At 63.0% G+C, this 18543-nt stretch carries 18 protein-coding genes; 8 read left to right on the top strand and 10 right to left on the bottom strand.

Translation table 11 applies throughout. The features are described from left to right. Window positions 1-17: 17 nt before the first annotated feature. Window positions 18-737 (top strand): haloacid dehalogenase type II, encoded by a 720-nt coding sequence (locus ACVWVY_RS29815; RefSeq protein ID WP_456629724.1) that lies wholly within the window; start codon window positions 18-20, stop codon window positions 735-737. Between the two features lie 61 nt (window positions 738-798). On the opposite strand, the gene ACVWVY_RS29810 is transcribed toward ACVWVY_RS29815, so the two are convergent. The 3 genes from ACVWVY_RS29810 to pdxR all read right to left on the bottom strand — a co-directional run bounded on the left by ACVWVY_RS29810 (window position 799) and on the right by pdxR (window position 2946). After that, a complete protein-coding gene (locus ACVWVY_RS29810; protein WP_456629723.1) occupies window positions 799-1092 on the bottom strand; it encodes a type II toxin-antitoxin system RelE/ParE family toxin in 294 nt (97 codons plus the stop codon). Then, entirely contained in the window at window positions 1089-1316 is a 228-nt protein-coding gene (locus tag ACVWVY_RS29805) for a hypothetical protein (RefSeq protein WP_456629722.1), read from the bottom strand. The genes ACVWVY_RS29810 and ACVWVY_RS29805 overlap by 4 nt, the downstream gene beginning before the upstream one ends. Window positions 1317-1422: 106 nt before the next feature. Then, window positions 1423-2946 carry a MocR-like pyridoxine biosynthesis transcription factor PdxR gene (gene pdxR, locus ACVWVY_RS29800; protein ID WP_456629721.1) on the bottom strand — a complete coding sequence of 508 codons (1524 nt, stop codon included), beginning with the start codon at window positions 2944-2946 and terminating at the stop codon, window positions 1423-1425. A 160-nt stretch (window positions 2947-3106) separates the two neighbouring features. Here pdxR and ACVWVY_RS29795 point away from each other — a divergent pair, with 160 nt between their 5' ends. Continuing rightward, complete coding sequence (locus tag ACVWVY_RS29795) at window positions 3107-3655, top strand: pyridoxamine 5'-phosphate oxidase family protein (protein ID WP_456629720.1); 549 nt, start codon at window positions 3107-3109, stop codon at window positions 3653-3655. Window positions 3656-3686: 31 nt separating this feature from the next. On the opposite strand, the gene ACVWVY_RS29790 is transcribed toward ACVWVY_RS29795, so the two are convergent. Further along, a complete protein-coding gene (locus ACVWVY_RS29790) occupies window positions 3687-4781 on the bottom strand; it encodes a methyl-accepting chemotaxis protein (RefSeq protein ID WP_456629719.1) in 1095 nt (364 codons plus the stop codon). 314 nt (window positions 4782-5095) lie between these two features. Between ACVWVY_RS29790 and recJ the strand changes: the two genes are divergently transcribed. Then, complete coding sequence (gene recJ / locus ACVWVY_RS29785) at window positions 5096-6937, top strand: single-stranded-DNA-specific exonuclease RecJ (RefSeq protein ID WP_456629718.1); 1842 nt, start codon at window positions 5096-5098, stop codon at window positions 6935-6937. 33 nt (window positions 6938-6970) lie between these two features. Next, entirely contained in the window at window positions 6971-7777 is an 807-nt protein-coding gene (locus ACVWVY_RS29780; protein ID WP_456629717.1) for a glucose 1-dehydrogenase, read from the top strand. 96 nt (window positions 7778-7873) lie between these two features. Here ACVWVY_RS29780 and ACVWVY_RS29775 read toward each other — a convergent pair whose 3' ends face one another. Next, a complete protein-coding gene (locus ACVWVY_RS29775; protein ID WP_456629716.1) occupies window positions 7874-9109 on the bottom strand; it encodes a lytic murein transglycosylase in 1236 nt (411 codons plus the stop codon). Window positions 9110-9176: 67 nt separating this feature from the next. Then, the gene (locus tag ACVWVY_RS29770) at window positions 9177-9689 is read right to left on the bottom strand and encodes a MarR family winged helix-turn-helix transcriptional regulator (RefSeq protein ID WP_456629715.1); all 513 of its coding nucleotides are present in this window, start codon (window positions 9687-9689) and stop codon (window positions 9177-9179) included. 137 nt (window positions 9690-9826) lie between these two features. Here ACVWVY_RS29770 and ACVWVY_RS29765 point away from each other — a divergent pair, with 137 nt between their 5' ends. Beyond that, window positions 9827-10306: a carboxymuconolactone decarboxylase family protein gene (locus ACVWVY_RS29765; RefSeq protein ID WP_456629714.1), complete on the top strand. Its 480-nt coding sequence runs from the start codon at window positions 9827-9829 to the stop codon at window positions 10304-10306. 62 nt (window positions 10307-10368) lie between these two features. Here the strand turns inward: ACVWVY_RS29765 and ACVWVY_RS29760 are convergent, their stop codons facing one another. Further along, window positions 10369-11034, bottom strand: coding sequence for a TetR/AcrR family transcriptional regulator (locus tag ACVWVY_RS29760; RefSeq protein ID WP_456629713.1), 666 nt, complete (start codon window positions 11032-11034; stop codon window positions 10369-10371). A 259-nt stretch (window positions 11035-11293) separates the two neighbouring features. Here ACVWVY_RS29760 and ACVWVY_RS29755 point away from each other — a divergent pair, with 259 nt between their 5' ends. From ACVWVY_RS29755 to ACVWVY_RS29745, 3 genes are read left to right on the top strand one after another with little or no spacing between them, the layout of a single operon-like run. Continuing rightward, the gene (locus ACVWVY_RS29755; RefSeq protein ID WP_456629712.1) at window positions 11294-12097 is read left to right on the top strand and encodes an SDR family NAD(P)-dependent oxidoreductase; all 804 of its coding nucleotides are present in this window, start codon (window positions 11294-11296) and stop codon (window positions 12095-12097) included. A gap of 53 nt (window positions 12098-12150) precedes the next feature. Continuing rightward, window positions 12151-13272, top strand: coding sequence for a DUF5938 domain-containing protein (locus ACVWVY_RS29750; protein ID WP_214489427.1), 1122 nt, complete (start codon window positions 12151-12153; stop codon window positions 13270-13272). Between the two features lie 56 nt (window positions 13273-13328). Next, window positions 13329-14867 (top strand): AMP-binding protein, encoded by a 1539-nt coding sequence (locus ACVWVY_RS29745; protein WP_456629711.1) that lies wholly within the window; start codon window positions 13329-13331, stop codon window positions 14865-14867. A 276-nt stretch (window positions 14868-15143) separates the two neighbouring features. Here ACVWVY_RS29745 and ACVWVY_RS29740 read toward each other — a convergent pair whose 3' ends face one another. The 3 genes from ACVWVY_RS29740 to efp all read right to left on the bottom strand — a co-directional run bounded on the left by ACVWVY_RS29740 (window position 15144) and on the right by efp (window position 18377). Continuing rightward, a complete protein-coding gene (locus ACVWVY_RS29740; RefSeq protein WP_456629710.1) occupies window positions 15144-15944 on the bottom strand; it encodes an outer membrane protein in 801 nt (266 codons plus the stop codon). Between the two features lie 242 nt (window positions 15945-16186). After that, on the bottom strand, window positions 16187-17758 hold the full coding sequence (locus tag ACVWVY_RS29735) for a M23 family peptidase (protein WP_456629709.1): 1572 nt from the start codon (window positions 17756-17758) through the stop codon (window positions 16187-16189). 52 nt (window positions 17759-17810) lie between these two features. Then, complete coding sequence (gene efp / locus ACVWVY_RS29730) at window positions 17811-18377, bottom strand: elongation factor P (RefSeq protein ID WP_456629708.1); 567 nt, start codon at window positions 18375-18377, stop codon at window positions 17811-17813. Between the last annotated feature and the right edge of the window lie 166 nt (window positions 18378-18543).

The raw sequence follows: 18543 nt of genomic DNA, 5'->3' as shown, positions 1-18543 counted from the left end.
AACAAGGGGAGGCTCGCATGTCCGACGTGTCCGCGGTGAAGGCGCTGGTGTTCGACGTGTTCGGCACCGTCGTCGACTGGCGCACCAGCCTGATCAACGATTTCACCAAATGGTCGGAGACGTCAGGCATCAATGCCGACTGGACCGCTTTGGTCGATGGTTGGCGCGCGGTCTATTCCGCCTCGATGGATGAGGTGCGCAAGCACCCGGAACGCGGCTATCAGATCCTGGATACGCTGCATCGGCAGTCGCTGGAAAAGCTGGTCGCGCAGTTTGCGATCAAGGGATTGAGCGAGGCCGATCTGCACTACCTGACGATGGGCTGGCATCGCCTGCATGCCTGGCCCGACAGCGTGCCGGGGCTAACGCGGCTGAAAAAGAAATACATCATCTCGCCGCTCTCCAACGGCAACGTCGCGCTATTGACCAACATGGCAAAGTTCGCAGGGCTCCCGTGGGACCTCGTCATGTCGGCGGAATTGTTCGAGCACTACAAGCCCGATCCCGAAACCTATCTCGGCGCCGCCAAACTACTCTGCCTGCCACCGGACCAGGTGATGATGGTCGCCGCCCACAACAACGATCTGAAGGCCGCGCAGAAGCTTGGCCTGAAGACCGCCTTCGTCGCGCGTCCCACCGAATACGGCCCGCACCAGAAATACGATTTCGAGGCCAAGGGCGACTGGGACATCGTCGCCAAGGATTTTGGCGGCATCGCCGATCGGCTGGGGTGCTGAGGTCGCTCGCGTCCTGGGCGCGGCGCAGCGTTTTACACGACGCGTGGGAGAGCTGGGTACGTCATGGCGTGCCTGATGCGGAGCGTGACCGGCGCGATGTGTGGCGCATACGCTGGACGATAACCTCGCTATCGGTGACCCGGTAAAAAATCAGATAGGGATAAGGGCTGAGAGTGAGGCGCCGGACGCCTGGAAGGTCGGTCGCTTGCCCCGCGTAAGGGTGCTGCGCGAGCAAACGGAAAAGAGTTTGAATCCGCTCGCGAACATGGTTTGCCCCTTGGGGCGAATCCGCCTCGATGTAGTCGAGCGCCTTCGCGATCTGCGTCGCCTCGCGCCGTGTGACGCGCAGCCTCACACAGGGCGCTTTGCCAGGATCGAACGCATCTCTTCGTCTGTGGCGAACTCACCCCGCGCGATCTCGTCATCAGCTTCGGCAAGGTCGGCGCGTTCCTCCGACGTCAACCGAATAACGGGTTGCTCCTCGCCGGCCACCTGTAGAAGTAGGCGCGCAAGCTCGTCCTGCACCTCGGGGGGGAGGGCGCGTACGCTATCGACCGCATGTTCAAGCAGTTTGGTCATAGTCGAAAGATAGACCTTTCGAAGGCGGGGCGGAAGGACGTATGCGCCTTATTTTGCCCTGACGCTACGATCAATGCCGCCGGAATCGACTTGCCGACAAGCCACGTCAGCGTTTCGGCGTCGCCAATCGCTCCCTTGCACGTGGCGAAGACCTCGACTGCATTTCCACGGCCCGAGCCAGACGTTCAACCGCGGGAACAATCGTCTGGCGTGCGTGGCCACTGAAGCCAAGCACAAGTGCGGACCGCGGCGCCGCTGCGAGATATAGCCGGCTCATGGGCCGGACGACGACACCGTGTTGGTGGCCAGCGCGCTCGATGGCGGTGTCCGAGAGGCCGCGCCGCGTGAAGGCCACGAGATGCATGCCCTGGTCCGGAGCGTTGACCGTGAGATCGGTACCGAGTTGGCGCTTGAGAGCGGCAACCAGCTCGTCGCGCTGCTCCCTGTACAGCACGCGCATGCGACGAATATGCGCGGCGAAATGACCTTCTTCCATGAAGGCGGCCACCACGGCCTGGCTTAAGGTCGATGGCTGCCGGTCCATCAAATAGCGGGCGGCAACGAACGACCGCTGCAGCGCGTGCGGGATGACGGCGTAACCGATCCGCAGGCCTGGAAAGAGCGCCTTGTTGAGCGTGCCGATATAAATGACGCGCTCACCGTCATCGAGGCCTTGAAGCGAGGCAAGCGGCCGGCCGCCGTACCGGAATTCGCTGGCATAGTCGTCCTCCACGATCCATGCATTCCTCTTCCGTGCCCAGGCCAGGAGTTCAAGGCGGCGGGCCATCGAGAGCACGACCCCCGTTGGAAATTGGTGGGAGGGCGTCACGAACACCGCGCAGGCGTTCGGCGCCGATTGGATGCCTGCGCCGACGTCGATGCCTTGCCCGTCGACGGGTATCGGATGGACTGTCGCGCCAGCGGCCAACAGAGCCTGTCGCGTCAGTGGATAACCGGGATCTTCAACCCAAACCTCCTTGTTGCGGTTCGGAAGGATCCGGATGACGATGTCGATCGCCTGCTGCGTTCCCGCCGTAACCACGATCTGATCGGGGTCGCATTTCACCGCCCGAGCGGCTCGCAGATATTCGCAGATGGCCTTTCGAAGTTCGATCGTTCCGCGCGGGTCGGAATATCCAAAATGGTTTGCATCCAGCGAACGAAAGGTACGTGCGCTGAGCTTGCGCCATAGCTCCAGCGTTCGGTCGTCGATCAGCGTGCGTCCCAGGTTGAACGGCCGCTGATCGCTCTGCACCGTGACATCGACAAAATCGCCGAGGGGCTGCATCTGCGTGGCGTTGGACGGGATCGCCGCAGCAGGCTTCTTGCGTCGCTGTGAATTTCCCTCGATCGGCTCGGGAAGGTCAGGCGAAATATAGGTGCCTGACCCATGCCTGCCGGACGTGTATCCTTCGGCGAGAAGCTGCTCGTAGGCGGCAACTGCGGCGGAGCGCGACACACCAAGCTGCACGGCCATCTCCCGCGTGGATGGCAGCTTCGTTCCCGGCCGCAAGCGTCGTGACAGGATCGCCGCGCGAAGCTGCAGATAGAGCTGGCGGAATAGCGGCGTGTCGCTCTCGCGAACGACCTCGAACGCATAAAGGTCTGCCCAGCTTTGTCGGCTTTTCATGTCGGCATCCGGATCGATATCGGTGCGAAAGTGGTATCGTAGTCTTTCAATAAGTGGATCTTTTCGACAGACCACTATGCAGGCTATGCCGGCGTGGAGGGTGATTCAAGCCGGTGCGATCGCCGGGTTCGCGCTTTCAATCGATTTCACGGAGATCGGCATGAGTTCGCCTCAACTGCGTCGCGCCGATCGCGCGATGTCCGAGCAACGGGCATATGAAATGCTTGAGCGCGGGTTCAGCGGACGGCTCGCGACCGTCGGTGCGGATGGCTATCCCTATTGCGTTCCGCTGCTCTACATCTGGATGGACGGGGAAATCTACCTTCACACCGGCAGCGCCAGGGGGCATTTGCGGGCGAACGTCAAGCGCGAGCCGCGCATCTGCTTTGAGCTCGACGAGCCGGACCAGGTGTTCGACTACGGCCGCTTCGAATGCGATTCCGGTCTGGCGTACCGAAGCGTGATCGTGTTCGGCAAGATTCGGATCGTCGAGGAGAGGGCGGTCAAGCAACGTTTCTGCGAAGTGCTGATGGAAAAATACGGCAAGCCGGATAGCACGCGGCCTAAAGGCTTTTTCCCGCGCATCGACGCGATCACGGTTTACGCCATTGCGGTCGAGCGAATGACGGGCAAGGAGATGGCCTTACCCGCGCTCTCCGAGCAGTGGCCCGCGAAAGACAGAACCAAAACGCCGAATGCGCGCCCGTAACGGATTAGCACCCATCCTATGGGCGTCGTTGCTATCCCGCGCCGCCCTGGATCACGCCGAACCAGCCGAGCCCTCTATACGTCTCGTAGCCCGGCGTGGCGTGGAACGCGACCAGCGCGCCGGAGCGGTCCTGATGGAAGCCGGAGCGCCGCCCCTCCAGTGGAAGCGAGAGGCGTTCGGTGAGCAGGCCCTGGCCGTCGGACGCCGCGATCACCCGGAAATTCGAATCGACCAGCAGCACGCGCGCCTTGTCGGCGGCGCCGACGCGCACGCCCTGGACGATTGCACGGGCTTGCGGCTCCCAGTCGAAATGGACCGCCAACACGCCGGTCGGCTTGCCGTTGGCCTTGCCGCCGGCACGAACGCTGGCGCAATAGGTCACGACCTGGGCGTTGCCGAGCAGGGGCTGGCACTCGACGTCGCCGACGGCGTATTCGTCGCCGGTTCGCAGGCCCCGCGCCGCGCGAAACCACTTGGTTGACGCCACGTTCTGGCCCACGACGTTGAAGCGATCGGCGCGGCCGTTGGCGCGCACCGTGCCGTCGAGATCGCACAGCCAGAGATCGAGGTAGACGGTGTAGGCGCCGAGGATCACGGCCAGCCGTTCCGAGACATGGGCTACGGCCGCAGCCTCCGGCGCCGCCGCGCAATCGACGACGGCGGAGTCGGTCGCCCACCAGCGCACGTCGCAGGTGCGCTCATAGAGGTTGCGGTCCATCAGCTCGATGGCATTCAGCGACAGATCGACCATGCGCTCGCCACGCGAGCGGTCGGCCATCTGCGCGATCGAGTTCATCAGATTGCCGGTCCGGTTGGTGAGCTGGCTTTCAAGTTCGCGGGCGATGGTCTCGACCTGCTGGCCGACATTGCGGACTTCCTGCGCCACCACGGCAAAGCCCGCGCCCTGGGCGCCGGCGCGCGAGCTCTCGATCAGCGCGTTCAGCGCCAGCATTTTCATCTGGTTGGTGATCTTCTGGATCGACTTGGTCTTCTCGCAGGCGACCTGGTTGACCTCGGCGGTCAATCTGGCGATCAGCGCGGAAACGTCGGCTTCATCCTCCGCGCCTGCTGCATTGGCGGGCTGTTTTGCGGTCGTTGCGGTCTGGGAGCGAAGCGCGACGGACATTGGCGGGAATTCCTCAGTCTTTGTGCGGATGTCGATCTTCTGCGGATCGGCGGGACTCAACGACAGCGTGTCTGCCTCCTTTGTCGGGGATCATGGCTAACGATTGGTTTATGTTTCGCCGTCCCGCGGGTAGTATTACGGGGACAAGTTGCATCTTCTTTGTGCAAGTCGTTTTTGTCGGCATAGGCTCAAAGCCCACCTGGCCGAAATTGTGTCAGCCCGGCCACAACGATTCGCGGCACAGCCGCACCACGCCATCGCCCTGGCTTTGCGTTTGCCGCAGGGCGGCTTTGCCCCTATGTCTCGAAGGCATCATGACGCTTCCCGCATCCGCCATTCCCGTTGAACTGCCGCCAGCGTTTCTCGGCGTATCACGTTCAGCAATGGGCAAATTGTGGCGCGACCGGCTCGACGCCAGGGGGGCGGCGCGGGCGCTGGCGATCACGCAGCGATATCAGTTGCCGGAGATGCTGGCGCGCGTGCTGGCGGGCCGCGATGTCGGGATCGACGAGGTCGAGGACTTTCTTGATCCGACCATCCGCAAACTGATGCCCGATCCCCACACCGTGACGGCGATGGAGACGGCGGCGGGGCGCATTGCCGACGCGGCCTTGCGCGCCGAGAAGGTCGCGATCTTCGGCGATTACGACGTCGATGGTGCGACCTCGGCGGCGCTGCTGGCCTGGCATTTGCGCCATTGCGGGCTCGATCCCTTGATCCACATTCCCGACCGTATCTTCGAGGGATACGGGCCCAACGTCGAGGCAGTGCGGGGGCTTGCCGCCAAGGGCGCGACGCTGCTCGTTACCGTTGATTGCGGCACCACCAGCCTCGAGCCGCTGGCGGAAGCACGGAAGCTCGGCATGTCGGTGGTCGTCATCGACCATCACCAGACCGGCGACGAATTGCCGGAGGTCGATGCGCTGGTGAACCCGAACCGGCCCGACGATCTCTCTGGCCTCGGTCATCTCGCCGCCGTTGGCCTCGTGCTGATCACGCTGGTGGCGGTGAACCGGGAATTGCGCGGCCGCGGCTTTTGGAATGCCGAACGGCCCGAGCCGGACCTTTTGGGCATGCTGCACCATGTGGCGCTCGGCACCGTCGCCGACGTCGCGCCGCTGACCGGGCTCAACCGCGCCTTCGTCGCCAAGGGGCTGATTGCGATGCGCCGCCGGGACCACATCGGCCATACCGCGCTGATGGATGTGGCGCGGCTGAACGGGCCGCCCGAAGCCTGGCATCTCGGCTTCATGCTGGGGCCGCGCATCAATGCCGGCGGCCGGATCGGGCGCGCCGATTTAGGCGTGCGGCTTTTGCTGGAGGGCGACGTCTCGGAGGCCGCGCGGATCGCCGCCGAACTCGACCGGCTCAACAGCGAGCGCCGCATTATCGAGCAAGCGGCGGAGGCGCAAGCCGAAGCCGAAGCGCTGGCGTCGCTCGGCCTCGAGGACAAGGGCGCGGTGATCGTGACCGCCGCCGAGGGCTGGCACCCCGGCATCGTCGGCCTGGTCGCCTCGCGGCTGAAGGAGAAGTTTGCACGTCCCGCCTTTGCCATTGCGCTGGAGCCGGGCGGCATCGGCACCGGCTCGGGTCGCTCGATCTCCGGCGTCGATCTCGGAAAAGCCGTGCGGCAGGCGGTGAAGGAAAAATTGCTGATGAAGGGCGGCGGCCACGCCATGGCCGCGGGCGTGACGCTGCGAAAAGAGAAGCTCGCGGAATTTCGCGCCTTCATGGAAAGCGCGCTGGCCGAGGACGTCGCCAATTCCCGCCACGAGAACGAGCTGTTCATCGACGGCGCCGTCAGCGCGCGCAGCGTGACGGTGGAATTCGCCAACATGCTGAACCGCGCCGGACCGTTCGGGGCGGCCAATCCGGAGCCGGTGATCGCGCTGCCGGCGCATCAGCTGGTCTATGCCGACGAAGTGGGCCAGGCGCATCTGCGCGTGCGCTTCAAGTCCGGCGACGGCGCCATGGTCAACGGCATCGCGTTCCGCTCGATCGGCCAAAAACTCGGCCACGCGCTGACGCAGAACCGTGGCCAGCCCTTGCATGTGGCGGGCTCGCTCGCGGTCGATCGCTTTCAGGGGACGGAGCGCGTGCAGTTGCGCGTGGTCGATGTCGCGGTGCCGGATCAGGGACCGGCCTTGATCCGGTAGTTCAACAACCAAGAGCAACAAACGGGAGAAGACATGACGGGACAGGTTCAGGGCAAGGTCGCGCTCGTGACGGGCGGCGCATCCGGCATCGGCGAAGCGGTTTGCGAGTTGCTCGCGCGCGAAGGCGCTTCAATTGCCGTGACCGATGTCGACGATTTGAAAGGTCCCGAGGTCGTCGCGCGGATCAAGAAGGCGGGCGGGGAGGCGAGCTTTTGGCATCACGACGTCACCAGCGAGGAGCGCTGGATCGAGGTGGTGGCCGATGTCGTGAAGCGCTACGGCCGGCTCGACGTGCTGGTCTCGAACGCCGGGATCGGCATTGCCGTGCCGACGATCACCGAGATGTCGCTTTCGGACTGGCGGCGGCAGACCGCGATCAATCTCGACGGCGTGTTCCTGTCGGTGAAACACAGCCTGCCGCCGATGCGCAAGACCGGCGGCGGCTCCGTCATCATGATGTCGTCGCTCGCCGGCCTGCGGGGTGCAGCCGGCCTTTCCGGCTATTGCGCGACCAAGGGCGGCGTGCGGCTGTTCGCGAAAGCGATCGCGATGGAGTGCGCCACTTTCGGCGACGGCATCCGCGTCAACTCGGTGCATCCCGGCATCATCGACACGCCGATCTGGGGCAAGATCCCGACCGAGGCGGCGGGCGCCGGGCAGAACGCCCCGATCGATCCCGAGGAGCGCGCGCAAATGGCGACGCCGCTGGGGCGTGCCGGGCAGGCCGCGGAGATTGCGCAGGGCGTGTTGTATCTGGCGTCGGATGCCTCGCGCTACGTGACGGGGACGGAGCTCGTCATCGATGGCGGAATGTTTGCGGGCGGGGTGGCGCGGAGGTGAGGGCGCTCGTCATTGCGAGCGTAGCGAAGCAATCCATCTTTCTTCGCGCAGAGGCATGGATTGCTTCGTCGCTTCGCTCCTCGCAATGACGGTGAACTAGTTCCCTTGCCTCAACCGCGCCAGCACCTTCAGCCCGCCATAACCGTCAGCCGGCAGCAGCCCCATCTTGGTCTGGTAATCCTTCACGGCCTTCATCGTGTCGTTGCCGACGCGGCCGTCGGTGCCGCCGGTGTCGAAGCCGGCTTTTGTCAATCGCGTCTGCACTTCCTGCACTTCCGCAAGCGTCAGCGCGCGTTCGGAGCCGGGGAAGGGGTGAATGAACGGTGGCGCCCCGAGAATACGATCGCCGAGATGGCAGATCGCCAGCGCGTAGTTCATCGACGGGTTGTAGCTCTTCACCGAATAGAAATTCGGACCCAGCAGGAATGCAGGTCCGCCGGCGACAGGCACCCACATCTGAGCCGATGCGTTCGGCTGCGGGAACGGCTTGCCGTCGGCGCGCGTGACGCCGGCGCTGGACCATGCCGCATAGGTTCGGCTGCCGCTCGATGACCCGCCGGAGTTGCTGACCTCATAGCCCCAGTGCTCGCCGCGGTGATACTTGCCGCGGTTGAGCAGATAGCGCGCGCTGGAGCCCAGCGCATCGTCGGGCTTGCCGAACGGCGAGACGCGGCCGTCCTTGTCGTAGTCCATGCCGACATTGAGCCAGACTTCCGGCATCCATTGCGTATGGCCCATGGCGCCGGCCCAGGAGCCGCGCATTTCTTCCGGTGTGCCCCAGCCGCGGTCGACGATCTTCAAGGCGTTGATCAGCTCGGTTTCCCAATAGGCGCGGCGGCGCGGTTCGTTCCAGGCCAGCGCTGCAAGCGCCGGAAAAATCGGACGCATATGGTTTTGCTGCACCAGGGGATCGCCATAGGCTGATTCAACACCCCACAGCGCCAGCAGCGTGCCGCGCTCGACGCCAAAATCCTGCTCGATCCGCGCGAACAGCGCCTCGTGTTTCTTCAACGCCTCGCGGCCGTTGATGATGCGCCAGTCCGAGGCGCGGCGGTTGATGTATTGCCAGATCTGCTCGTGGAATTCCGGCTGCTTCTGCATCTGCCGGAACACGCTCATGTCGGGCTCGATGCGGCCCATCACCCGGGTCCAGGTCCCGTCCGAAATGCCTTTTGCCAGTGCGCGCGCGCGAAAATTGTCGCGCCACGCGTCGAAGCCGGGAGGTGCCGCGGCAAACGCAGTCAGTGGCGCGGCGAGCAGGGCGCCTGCGCCGATGCCGGCCTTCAGCAGGGCGCGACGGGTGGGGGCGTTCCGGGAATCAGGCTGTTTCATCCAGCCATTCTAGCGGCGTGGCGGGCCTGCGCCAAAAGCCATGACGCCGCGGGAACCGCCGATTTCGTTACAAATCCGTAGCGATTTTGGCGAGCCAGCGGCGGATCACGGCCTGTGCCTTGGTGGTGAGCCCGGCCGCCAGCCTCCGCTCGATCGCATCGGCGCGCCGCCGGCACTGCTCGAGCAGGGCCGCGCCCCGTCGCGTCACCGTCCACTGCAGCACCCGGCCATGGATCGGGTGCGGGGCCTTTTTGATGGCGCCGTCGCGCTCCAGATTGCGGATGATGACGCCGATGGTCTGCGGCGTCTGCAGCGCCACCCGCGCGAGGTCAGCGCCCGACAGGCCGGGATAGGCGCGCAGCATGGTCAGCACCACGAATTGCGGCGAGGTGACGCCGAGGTCGGCCAGCGCGCGCTCCATCGCCAGCCGCGTCGCGGCCTGGGCCTGCCGCAGCAGGTAGGCGAGGTAGCCTTGCTCGCCGCGCTTGCCCTGACCGGGCGGCGGCGGGCGGATCGCGGCGCGCACGGGATTTTCGGCGGATGGCTTCCGACGTCTGGCCGGCGTTTTTCGCAACGCCATTTGTCGGCGATTATTCGGCTCTTCGGCCCGCGCTTTTTGCGGCCGATGCGATCCCGGCCTAGCCGAAGTCCCGATCTTGCGCTGCATATCAGTGCTCTTATAATAAATCAGAGCCCTAATAACATAAGGCAATCGCAATGTCACACGCCCGCAAAGAGTACAAGGATTTCATGTCGCTGACGCCGGACGCCTACGCGGCCGTGTTGGCGCTCGGCCAGGTCGCGGGCAAGGCCGGCATGGACAAGCAACTGCTCGAACTGATCAAGCTGCGCGCCTCGCAGATCAACGGCTGCGCCTTCTGCGTGCAGTACCACATCCTGGAAAGCGAGAAGCTCGGCGTGCCCACTGACAAGCTCAATCTGGTGGTGGTCTGGCGCGAGGCGCCGCAGTTCTCGCAGCGTGAGCGCGCGGCACTGGCATGGACGGAGGCGCTGACCTTGCTCGCCGACGGCGTCAGCGACGAGGTCTATGCGCAGGCGAGCGCGGAGTTTTCGGAACAGGAGCTCGCCTATCTCACCTCCGCGGTCGCCTCGATCAATGTCTGGAACAGGTTCGGCGCCGCGTTTCGCTGGACGCCGCCGGCACGGAAGACAGCGGTCGGCGCGGCAGCTTCGTAAGAACCGGCATGACGAGGGCGCCGCTCGCTCGCCTGCGTGGCGGCTCCTAAAATTTGGAGCTGCTATGCAACGGTCGGGAGGAGCCGCCCCACTTCTTCCTGCAGATCTGCGATCGCCCCACGATCCCCGGAGAGGTGTCGCAGCAGGCATCGCTGGAATAGCCCATCAAACAGCGCATAAAGGGCCCCCCGGGAGACGGCAGGCTGTCGACCACCGAGTAAGGCAAAGCGCGACGAGATGCGCCACACCATGTCTTCCAGGCTCTTGTCGATCTCGGTTACGTCGTTGCGAAAGGCCTCTTCAAACAGAGACTGCGAGCGAAGGTCGTACCAAAGGCGATGCATCTGCGCCTCGTCGCGAACCGTCTCGCCTAGTTTTTCCAGAAAACCCTTCATCAGTTCGTCGCGGCTTTGCGCCGCCGACGTGATCAGGTCGTACCGCGTAACGCACTTCGCCTTGTAGTGACGAACGCAACAGCAGATCAGGTCGACCTTGTCGGTGAAGTAGTAGTGCAGCACACCGTGCGTAAACTCCGACTTCTGTGCGATCTCGCGCAGGCTGGTCCTCGCATAGCCGAGCTCAGCAAGGGTTTCCAACGCAGCCTCGGCAAGTTCGACTCGTCGTGCACTGAATTTATCGACACGCGATCGCTCGATTCGATCGGAAGGTTTGTTTAGCCGGCTCGGCGTTTCAATTTTCCGCTGCCTCTCCGCAGATTGCTTGCGCACGTCCAAAACTCCGAATCGCCGAGTCACTTCGGCGGCAATAGTGCCCTGAAGAGCCTCCCAAAATTATCCTCGCCCCTCCCTGTTAAGGATTGCTTGACAAGTGTCAAGATTTTTGACAATCGTCAAGATAATCTTGGACAACTGTCAAGTTTTCGAGAATTCACGGCCGGAAGAAGCTGTGCATCGGGAGAAAGTGCTGGCGGCGTGCCTCGGCAGCCCGCGGCGCATCACAACGGAAATCACAAGGGGAGGAGCTACGATGAGTGCGAACAATCTGGCTGGCCGCAAGGCTCTGGTCACTGGCGGCGCGCGAGGCATCGGCGCTGCGATAGCAGAGGCGTTGGCGAACGCCGGTGCGGCGGTGATGATCGGCGATATTCTCGCCGATCTCGGCAAGGACACGGCTGGCCGTCTTGCAAAGACAGGCGCCAAGACCGGCTTCGTAGAGCTGAATGTCACCGACGACGCGCAATGGGAAAAGGCGGTTGCAGCCACCGTCGCCACGCTCGGTGGCTACGACATCCTGATCAACAATGCAGGCATCGAGATTACCTCGCTCGTGGTCGATCTCAAGGCTGAGGATCTGCGCCGGATGTGCGACGTCAACATCGTCGGCACCGCTCTCGGCATGAAGCACGCGTTTCGCGCGATGCGACCTGGCGGAAGTGCAGGTGCCGGCGGCGCCATCGTCAATATCGCGTCGGTCGCGGCGACGATCGCTTTCCCGGCGATTGCCGGGTACTCCGGGACCAAATCGGCTGTTGACCGCATGACGCGGATCGCCGCGGTCGAAGCCGGCAAGCTCGGCTATGGCGTGCGGGTCAACTGTCTCTATCCCGGGCTTGTGCCCACCGACATGGGAATGCAACTGGCCAACGACATCGTTGCCGCAGGACTTGCGCCTGACGTCGGTGCCGCCGTCGGCTCGGTCGTCGAGCAGACACCGCTTGGCCGGTTGGGTGAGGTTGGCGACATGGCCGACGCCGCTGTTTTCCTTTGCTCCAACGAGGCGCGCTTTATCACCGGCGCCGGCCTGCCGGTCGACGGCGGTATGGGCACGTAGATTACCAAACGCCAAGAACAAGAATTCGGACAGAAATTCGGGAGGATATGAACATGAGCGAGAAAAAGCCTGTCGTCGTCTATGGCGTCTCCGGCTACACCGGGCGTCTGGTTTGCGAATATCTGCGGGAATACAACATTCCCTTCATTGCCGCCGGCCGCGACGCCGCCAAAGTGAAAGCCGTCGTCGAGAAAATTCCCGGCATCGAAACCGCGGACTATGAGATTGCCGAGGTTGAGCACACGGTCGAAGCGCTGACCAAGCTGTTCAAGGGCGCGAAGTTCGTCAGCAATATGGTCGGCCCATTCATCAAGTATGGCCCGGAAGTTGTCGAAGCCTGTCTTGCCGCCGGTTGTCACTATTCCGATACGACCGGCGAGCAGGACTGGGTGCTGCTGGCGCAGGAACGCTGGGGAGAAAAATTCGCGGCAAAAGGATTGCTGCTCGCGCCCAACATCGCGCAGATGTACACGACGGGTGAAATCGCAGCGAACATCTGCCTCGAAACGCCCGGGCTCGATACGCTCGACATCCTGGTACTGTGGAAGGGGTTTCCGACCTATGCCTCGACGCAGACGATTTTCACCATCCTCAAGGCGAACTGGTACTACCTCGTCCAGAACAAATTTGTCGAATGGGATGTGACGGCCAATTTCGAGGTCAACGTTCCCGGTCAGCACGAGGGCGCCATCGCGGTGCCGTGGGGTGGCACTGCGCATCCGGTCTGGTTCAAGAACGATCCGCGCGTGTCGAATTGCAGGGTGCTCGGCGGCGTCATGCAGCGCGACGTCATGTTGGGCGTGGTTCAGACCCAGCAGATGGTGAAAGAGAAAATCAAGCCGCTCCCGCCCGACCAGCAGGAAAAGGCGCTGGCTGACATCGCGGCAACGGTGCAGGCCACCATGCCGCCGCGCGAAAATCCGCGCATCAACACCTCGATCGATTCGGTCTATGCATCGGGACCGCTCGGTCGTGCCCATTGCGTGATCCACGGCAACTGCAATTACAAGCAGACTGGAATGCTGCAGGCCTATGTCGCCTTCTCGCTGCTGCAGACGGCTCCCAGGAAGGTCGGCTTTGCTTCCGCCTGTCAGGCGTTCGGGCATCGGGAACTGTTAGGGCAGTTGCGAAGCTTCGGACTGGTGATGAACCCAATTCTGACCGTTCACAATTGACGCAGCCGGGTGACGCGTGCGACCGCGCCACCCGCCTTCTTTACGGGAGGTGGTCCATGCGGCTTGTCGATTATCTGGATAAGGGCGCCTCGCTTGGTGTTGATGCGCCATGCCTGACCATGGACGGAAACGACCTGAGCTATGGCGACGTGCAGCGCCTTAGCTATCGGATCGCGCACGGACTCGCCAATTCCGGCGTTGCCGCCGGGGAGAAAGTCGCGATCCTGTCCGGCAACGATCCGATCGCCTTTGCCTGCGTATTCGGTATTTCGCGCGCCGGAGCCGTCTGGTGTCCGATCAATCCACGCAACGAGGCGGCGGAAAACCAGTTCATCCTCGATGCGTTCGATTGCAGCCTGTTGCTGTTTCACAGCAGCTTCGCGCCGATGGTCGACAAAATGCGGCCTGATCTGCCGAAGCTGCGCAAGCTTGTATGTCTCGATACCGAGACGTCTTTCGCGCCGTCGTTCGAGCGCTGGCTTGCCGATGTCGATGACCGGCCATTTCAGCGCGATCCCGTCGATGATCTTGCGCTCATACCCGGCACCGGCGGAACGACCGGCAAACCCAAAGGCGTGATGCTCTCGGGACGCAACATCGAAACGATGACCGCGTTGACCCTGATGGGCTATCCGTTCAAGGGGCGCCCGACCTATCTTGCGCTCGCGCCGCTGACGCATGCCGCCGGTGTACTGTGTTTTCCGATCATGACGCTCGGAGGACGGGTGGTGATCATGCATCACCCGGACATCGGCGAATTCCTACATCTGATCGCGCGCTACCGGGTCACGCACACATTCCTTCCGCCAACCGTCATCTACATGCTGCTGGATCATCCGGAGCTTGGAAGCGCCGATCTCAGCTCGCTGCAATGCTTCTGGTACGGCGCGGCCCCGATTTCGGTGGCGCGCCTGACCGAGGCGCTGGAACGGATCGGCCCGATGGCCCAGCTCTTTGGGCAGACCGAAGCGCCGATGATGATCTCGATGATGCCGCCTGAGGACCATTACAATGCCGACGGTTCGATCGCGACTGGACGTTTGTCATCGGCGGGCCGTGTCGGGGCGCTGGTTCAGGTTGCGATCATGGATGGCGACGGCAATATGATGCCTACCGGAGAACGCGGCGAAATCGTCGTTCGTGGATCGCTGGTGATGGATGGGTACTACAAGAACGCCGAAGCAACGGCGGAGGCCTCCGTGCACGGTTGGCATCATACGGGTGACATCGGATACCTCGATGCGGACAATTTCCTCTACATCGTCGATCGCGCCAAAGACATGATCATTACTGGCGGCTTCAACGTCTATTCCGTCGAGGTCGAGAACGCTCTTCAGGCCCACGAAACCATTCAGGATTGTGCCGTCATCGGTTTGCCGGACGACAAGTGGGGTGAACGCGTGGTTGCTGTGGTGCAGCCGAGAGCAGGGCGCACTGTCGATATTGCCGCGGTATCGGCCTTCGTGAAGCAGCGGGTCGGAAGCGTTAAAACGCCAAAGCAGATTGAAGTCTGGGATGACCTTCCGCGCTCCAAGGTCGGCAAGGTGCTGAAATCCGAGATCCGTACCAGGATGCTGACAAGCGGAAAAACATGACGATGGCTGGGCGCGGATCAGCCGTTCCTAGGACGCGATCAGGGCGCTGCAGGGGTTAACCCAGATCCGGCCGACGCGAACGGCGACGAGGGTCGCGTTCCTGGGTGACGCGGGAACAGGTTCGGCGCCGCGTTTCGCCGGACGCCGCCGGCGCGGAAGGGCGGGACATCAAGGTAACCCGGAGCCGACCTTCATCCGCTCGTATCGATCGAAGCCAACAAGAAAGCCTCGGCGAGGCCGAGGCTTCAGCTGTTAAAGCGGATGGGCCGATAAAAGTCAGTATTTCGCGACCACTGGGCCACCGAAAGTGTAGTTCACGCGGACAGTGGCGATGTCGACATCCTGCTTAATACCGTCCGTGTAAAGGAAGCCGCCGCCGAACGCAGGGACAGCAACGAAGTTGAGGCTGTGCGTCCCCATGAAAAGATGATCGTATTCGACTGCGACCGACCACTGCGAGGCGAAACCGAATTCGATGCCGGCTCCAATCACACCGCCCCAGCGGGTTTCACTTGCCTGAGAGAACGTCCCCCCAGGTCCAACGCCAACTCCTCCTCCTATGGCAGCTACAGTGGTGTTTGATATCCCGGCATATTTGTCGTGGGTGAGGGCCGCGCCGCCCTTCAGATACGCGAGCACGTTGTTCCAGGCATAGCCAATCTGGCCGGTGAAGATACCGATGGAATCGATTTTGGTCTGGTTTACGAAGGGCACACCGCCGAAGGTGCCAATCGCGCGGGTGTTAGATCCCTTCAGATTAGCCCAGTCGCCCTGGGCTTCTATCCCGAACACCCAATTTGTCGCTTGCCAGCGATAACCGATCTGGCCACCGGCCAAGGCCCCCGTCGCATCGTGGCAACCCAATCCGGTCGGCACCGGAACGCCGCCGGTCCAGCAATTGTGGCTGGACGCGCCGCCACCGTTGAGGCCGATATAGAAGCCACCCCAATTGTAGATTGGTGCAACCACAGGAGGCGCCTTGGTATAGACCCTCGCCGGCAAGTCGGCGGCATTTGCCGCGCCTGCGAACGTGACCACCGAAGCAAGCCCAATCCCGATGATTGCAGCACAACGCATTTCAAATCCCCAGCGCAAGTAGTAACGCGTTCTGACATAGACCCACCAAGCGCGCCAGAGTGCCGCACTTTCAGATTGAAGCTTTCGGTGAGGTGTTGTGAAAATGCCTCAAGCGACCAGCGGAAACGTCCGGTGCTGGCCCATCGCGACATACTGCGCTTCCGCACGAGCTTGGTCGCTATAGGAGCAAAGCGGACGTAGTCACCAGTCACATGACGCCGCCGGGTTTATAGGGACACGGCCTAGTTCTCGCGGCCTTCCGCCGGGCTACGGCGAAGCACATCTTCCGGCAAAACGTGCACCACGGCGGCGACAGCCGGAGGATCGGTGCCGATCTCGCGGCCGCGGGCGCGGATCAGCCGTTCATAGGACGCGATCAGGGTGGTGTAGGGGTTGACCCAGATCCAGCCGTCGCGCGTGAATACCTGCACGTCGAAGTGGAGATGGTACGAAGTGCCGTTCGGGAAATCGAGATAGTTGGAGACCACGCCGATCTTTTCGCCCTCGGCGACCCGGCGGCCGTTGAGAATGCCATCCGCATCCATGGCTGACGGGTTCATATGCATGTAGCGAAAGCGGATGTGCTCGTTGCTCGTGTTGATCTGCAGCGTTGCCGCCTGCTGCTTCGGTGAGCGGATCAGCATGCCGTCACGGACGGCCACGACGGCCTGCTTCCTCGGATGGCAACTGCTTTCGCTGTTGCTGTTCGGCGGGCAGGGGGCGGGGCGGATGTCCTGGCCCTGATGGCCGAAGCCGGCGGCGCATTGCCCGACCTGGAAGCTGCGGGCTTCGCAAAAATTGTCCCGCCACGGATAGACGCCGCGGCCCGCTTCCGAATTTTTTCTGGCGATGGATTGCGAGCGGATGGCGGCCGGGACTTTATCGAGCGGAAAACGGATTTGCGAATAGGCGGCGAAGTCGGCGCGTCCGCCGCGCCGGCGCACGCTGCTGCGGGCGATGATGTCGCCGCCCGGGTAATAGGTGAAGTCGGGCGAAACCGCCGTCGGCCGTTCGGCGATCTCGGACGAAATGTCGTGGCGCGGCTGCGCCGGTTGTCCGCCGGCGATGCGCAAGGCTTTCAGAAAGCGCTCGGCGATGGGATAGGCCTCGCGGCAGGCCAGGCGGCGCGCCCGCGGCGCCGAATCAAGACACTGGATCGACACTACATAGGGCACGCCGAAGCGCGTGAAGGCGTAGCGTACATAGCCTTCACGGATGAAGCGGCGCATGTCGGGGAACTGCGTCGCCAGCGCCTTGACCGGCTCGCCCCTGCCGCCAAGCGGATCGGCGAGGTCGTAAATGAGGATCGAGCCGGTGATCTGCACTTCGACCGGCTTGGCGAAGGTTCGCGAGCCACCCGCGCCGGGCTGCAGCGAAAACACCGCATCGTAGCCGGCCGGACCGGCGTGGAACAGATCTGCGCGACTGAAATCGGCCTGGTAGCGCGACAGTGGAAGTTGTGTGCCGTCGGCCTGGTCTTCGAGGTAACCCGCGGTATCGAACGGCAACAATACCGGCACCGGACTGCGTCCGATCCCGGCGAACAGGCTTGCGTTGATGGCGTTCAGTTGCACCAGCGCAGGCGTTGCGCGCGGATCCCATGCCGGCACGCGCCGCTGGCCGGCGAACGTAAATCGGGAAGCAATCGCCGGGCGGGTCCCGATCTCGGTGCGGAGCTGATCGACAACCGCCCGCCATTCGGCGCGGACGGCCGTGATCGAAGGCGTCCGAAACTCTTCGGCGGCAACGCCGGCGAGCCCGGCTGCAAGCAAACAAAGGACTGCCAGCCAACGCCTGAGCAAGCGGACAGCCATCGTATTCAATGCAATCGCCCCCCGGCGAGCCCCTTAATTCCAGTGCGCGACCTTAATCCTTTGCGCGCTCGACGTAAGAGCCGTCCTCGGTCATGACCACGATCCGCGTTCCCGTCCCGATGTGCGGTGGCACCGCGGTGCGAACGCCGTTGGAGAGAATAGCAGGTTTGTAGGAGGAAGACGCGGTCTGGCCCTTGGTGACCGGCTCGGTCTCCACAACTTCCAGCGTCGCGCGCTGTGGGAGCTGGATGGCGACCGGATTCATGTCGTGAAGCGACAGCTTCACGGTCATGTTCTCCTGCAGATAGGGCGCGGACGAACCGACGATTTCCTTGGAGATCTGGACCTGGTCGTAGGTCTCGGCATTCATGAAATGGAAGCCGTCGGCATCTTCATACAGATAGTTGAAATTGTGATCCTCGACGGTCGCCTTCTCGACCTGGTCGGTGGTCTTGTAGCGTTCCGAAATCTTCACGCCATCGCCGATCCGGCGCATTTCGATCTGGCTGACCGGGGTTCCCTTGCCGGGATGGATGTTTTCGGCGGTGAGGACGACGTAAAGCCTGCCGTCCTGCTCGATGATGTTGCCCTTGCGGATAGAACTGGCGATGACTTTCAAAGCTGTTTTCCTGAATTTCTGGCCTTCGGCCAATCCGGACATGGGCGTCCGCGGGGCCGATCGGGCGGTTTCGGGCTGCAACATACTGATTTTGCCCGTCGATGCCAGCGTTTTGCCGCCATTCCCGGAGGAATGCCTCAGGCCATAACGGCCCTATTTTGCTGGG

The sequence above is a fragment of the Bradyrhizobium sp. URHC0002 genome (assembly GCF_054059515.1).
The sequence above is the reverse complement of the archived record's forward strand: the minus strand, read 5'-3'. Positions and strand labels throughout refer to the sequence as shown.

Excerpts from the sequence above, each read along its gene's own strand:
- ACVWVY_RS29815 (WP_456629724.1), top strand. The coding sequence starts at position 18 with ATGTCCGACGTGTCCGCGGTGAAGGCGCTGGTGTTCGACGTGTTCGGC.
- ACVWVY_RS29805 (WP_456629722.1), bottom strand. The coding sequence starts at position 1,316 with ATGACCAAACTGCTTGAACATGCGGTCGATAGCGTACGCGCCCTCCCC.
- pdxR (WP_456629721.1), bottom strand. The coding sequence starts at position 2,946 with ATGAAAAGCCGACAAAGCTGGGCAGACCTTTATGCGTTCGAGGTCGTT.
- ACVWVY_RS29795 (WP_456629720.1), top strand. The coding sequence starts at position 3,107 with ATGAGTTCGCCTCAACTGCGTCGCGCCGATCGCGCGATGTCCGAGCAA.
- ACVWVY_RS29790 (WP_456629719.1), bottom strand. The coding sequence starts at position 4,781 with ATGTCCGTCGCGCTTCGCTCCCAGACCGCAACGACCGCAAAACAGCCC.
- recJ (WP_456629718.1), top strand. The coding sequence starts at position 5,096 with ATGACGCTTCCCGCATCCGCCATTCCCGTTGAACTGCCGCCAGCGTTT.
- ACVWVY_RS29780 (WP_456629717.1), top strand. The coding sequence starts at position 6,971 with ATGACGGGACAGGTTCAGGGCAAGGTCGCGCTCGTGACGGGCGGCGCA.
- ACVWVY_RS29775 (WP_456629716.1), bottom strand. The coding sequence starts at position 9,109 with ATGAAACAGCCTGATTCCCGGAACGCCCCCACCCGTCGCGCCCTGCTG.
- ACVWVY_RS29770 (WP_456629715.1), bottom strand. The coding sequence starts at position 9,689 with ATGGCGTTGCGAAAAACGCCGGCCAGACGTCGGAAGCCATCCGCCGAA.
- ACVWVY_RS29765 (WP_456629714.1), top strand. The coding sequence starts at position 9,827 with ATGTCACACGCCCGCAAAGAGTACAAGGATTTCATGTCGCTGACGCCG.
- ACVWVY_RS29755 (WP_456629712.1), top strand. The coding sequence starts at position 11,294 with ATGAGTGCGAACAATCTGGCTGGCCGCAAGGCTCTGGTCACTGGCGGC.
- ACVWVY_RS29750 (WP_214489427.1), top strand. The coding sequence starts at position 12,151 with ATGAGCGAGAAAAAGCCTGTCGTCGTCTATGGCGTCTCCGGCTACACC.
- ACVWVY_RS29745 (WP_456629711.1), top strand. The coding sequence starts at position 13,329 with ATGCGGCTTGTCGATTATCTGGATAAGGGCGCCTCGCTTGGTGTTGAT.
- ACVWVY_RS29740 (WP_456629710.1), bottom strand. The coding sequence starts at position 15,944 with ATGCGTTGTGCTGCAATCATCGGGATTGGGCTTGCTTCGGTGGTCACG.
- ACVWVY_RS29735 (WP_456629709.1), bottom strand. The coding sequence starts at position 17,758 with ATGGCTGTCCGCTTGCTCAGGCGTTGGCTGGCAGTCCTTTGTTTGCTT.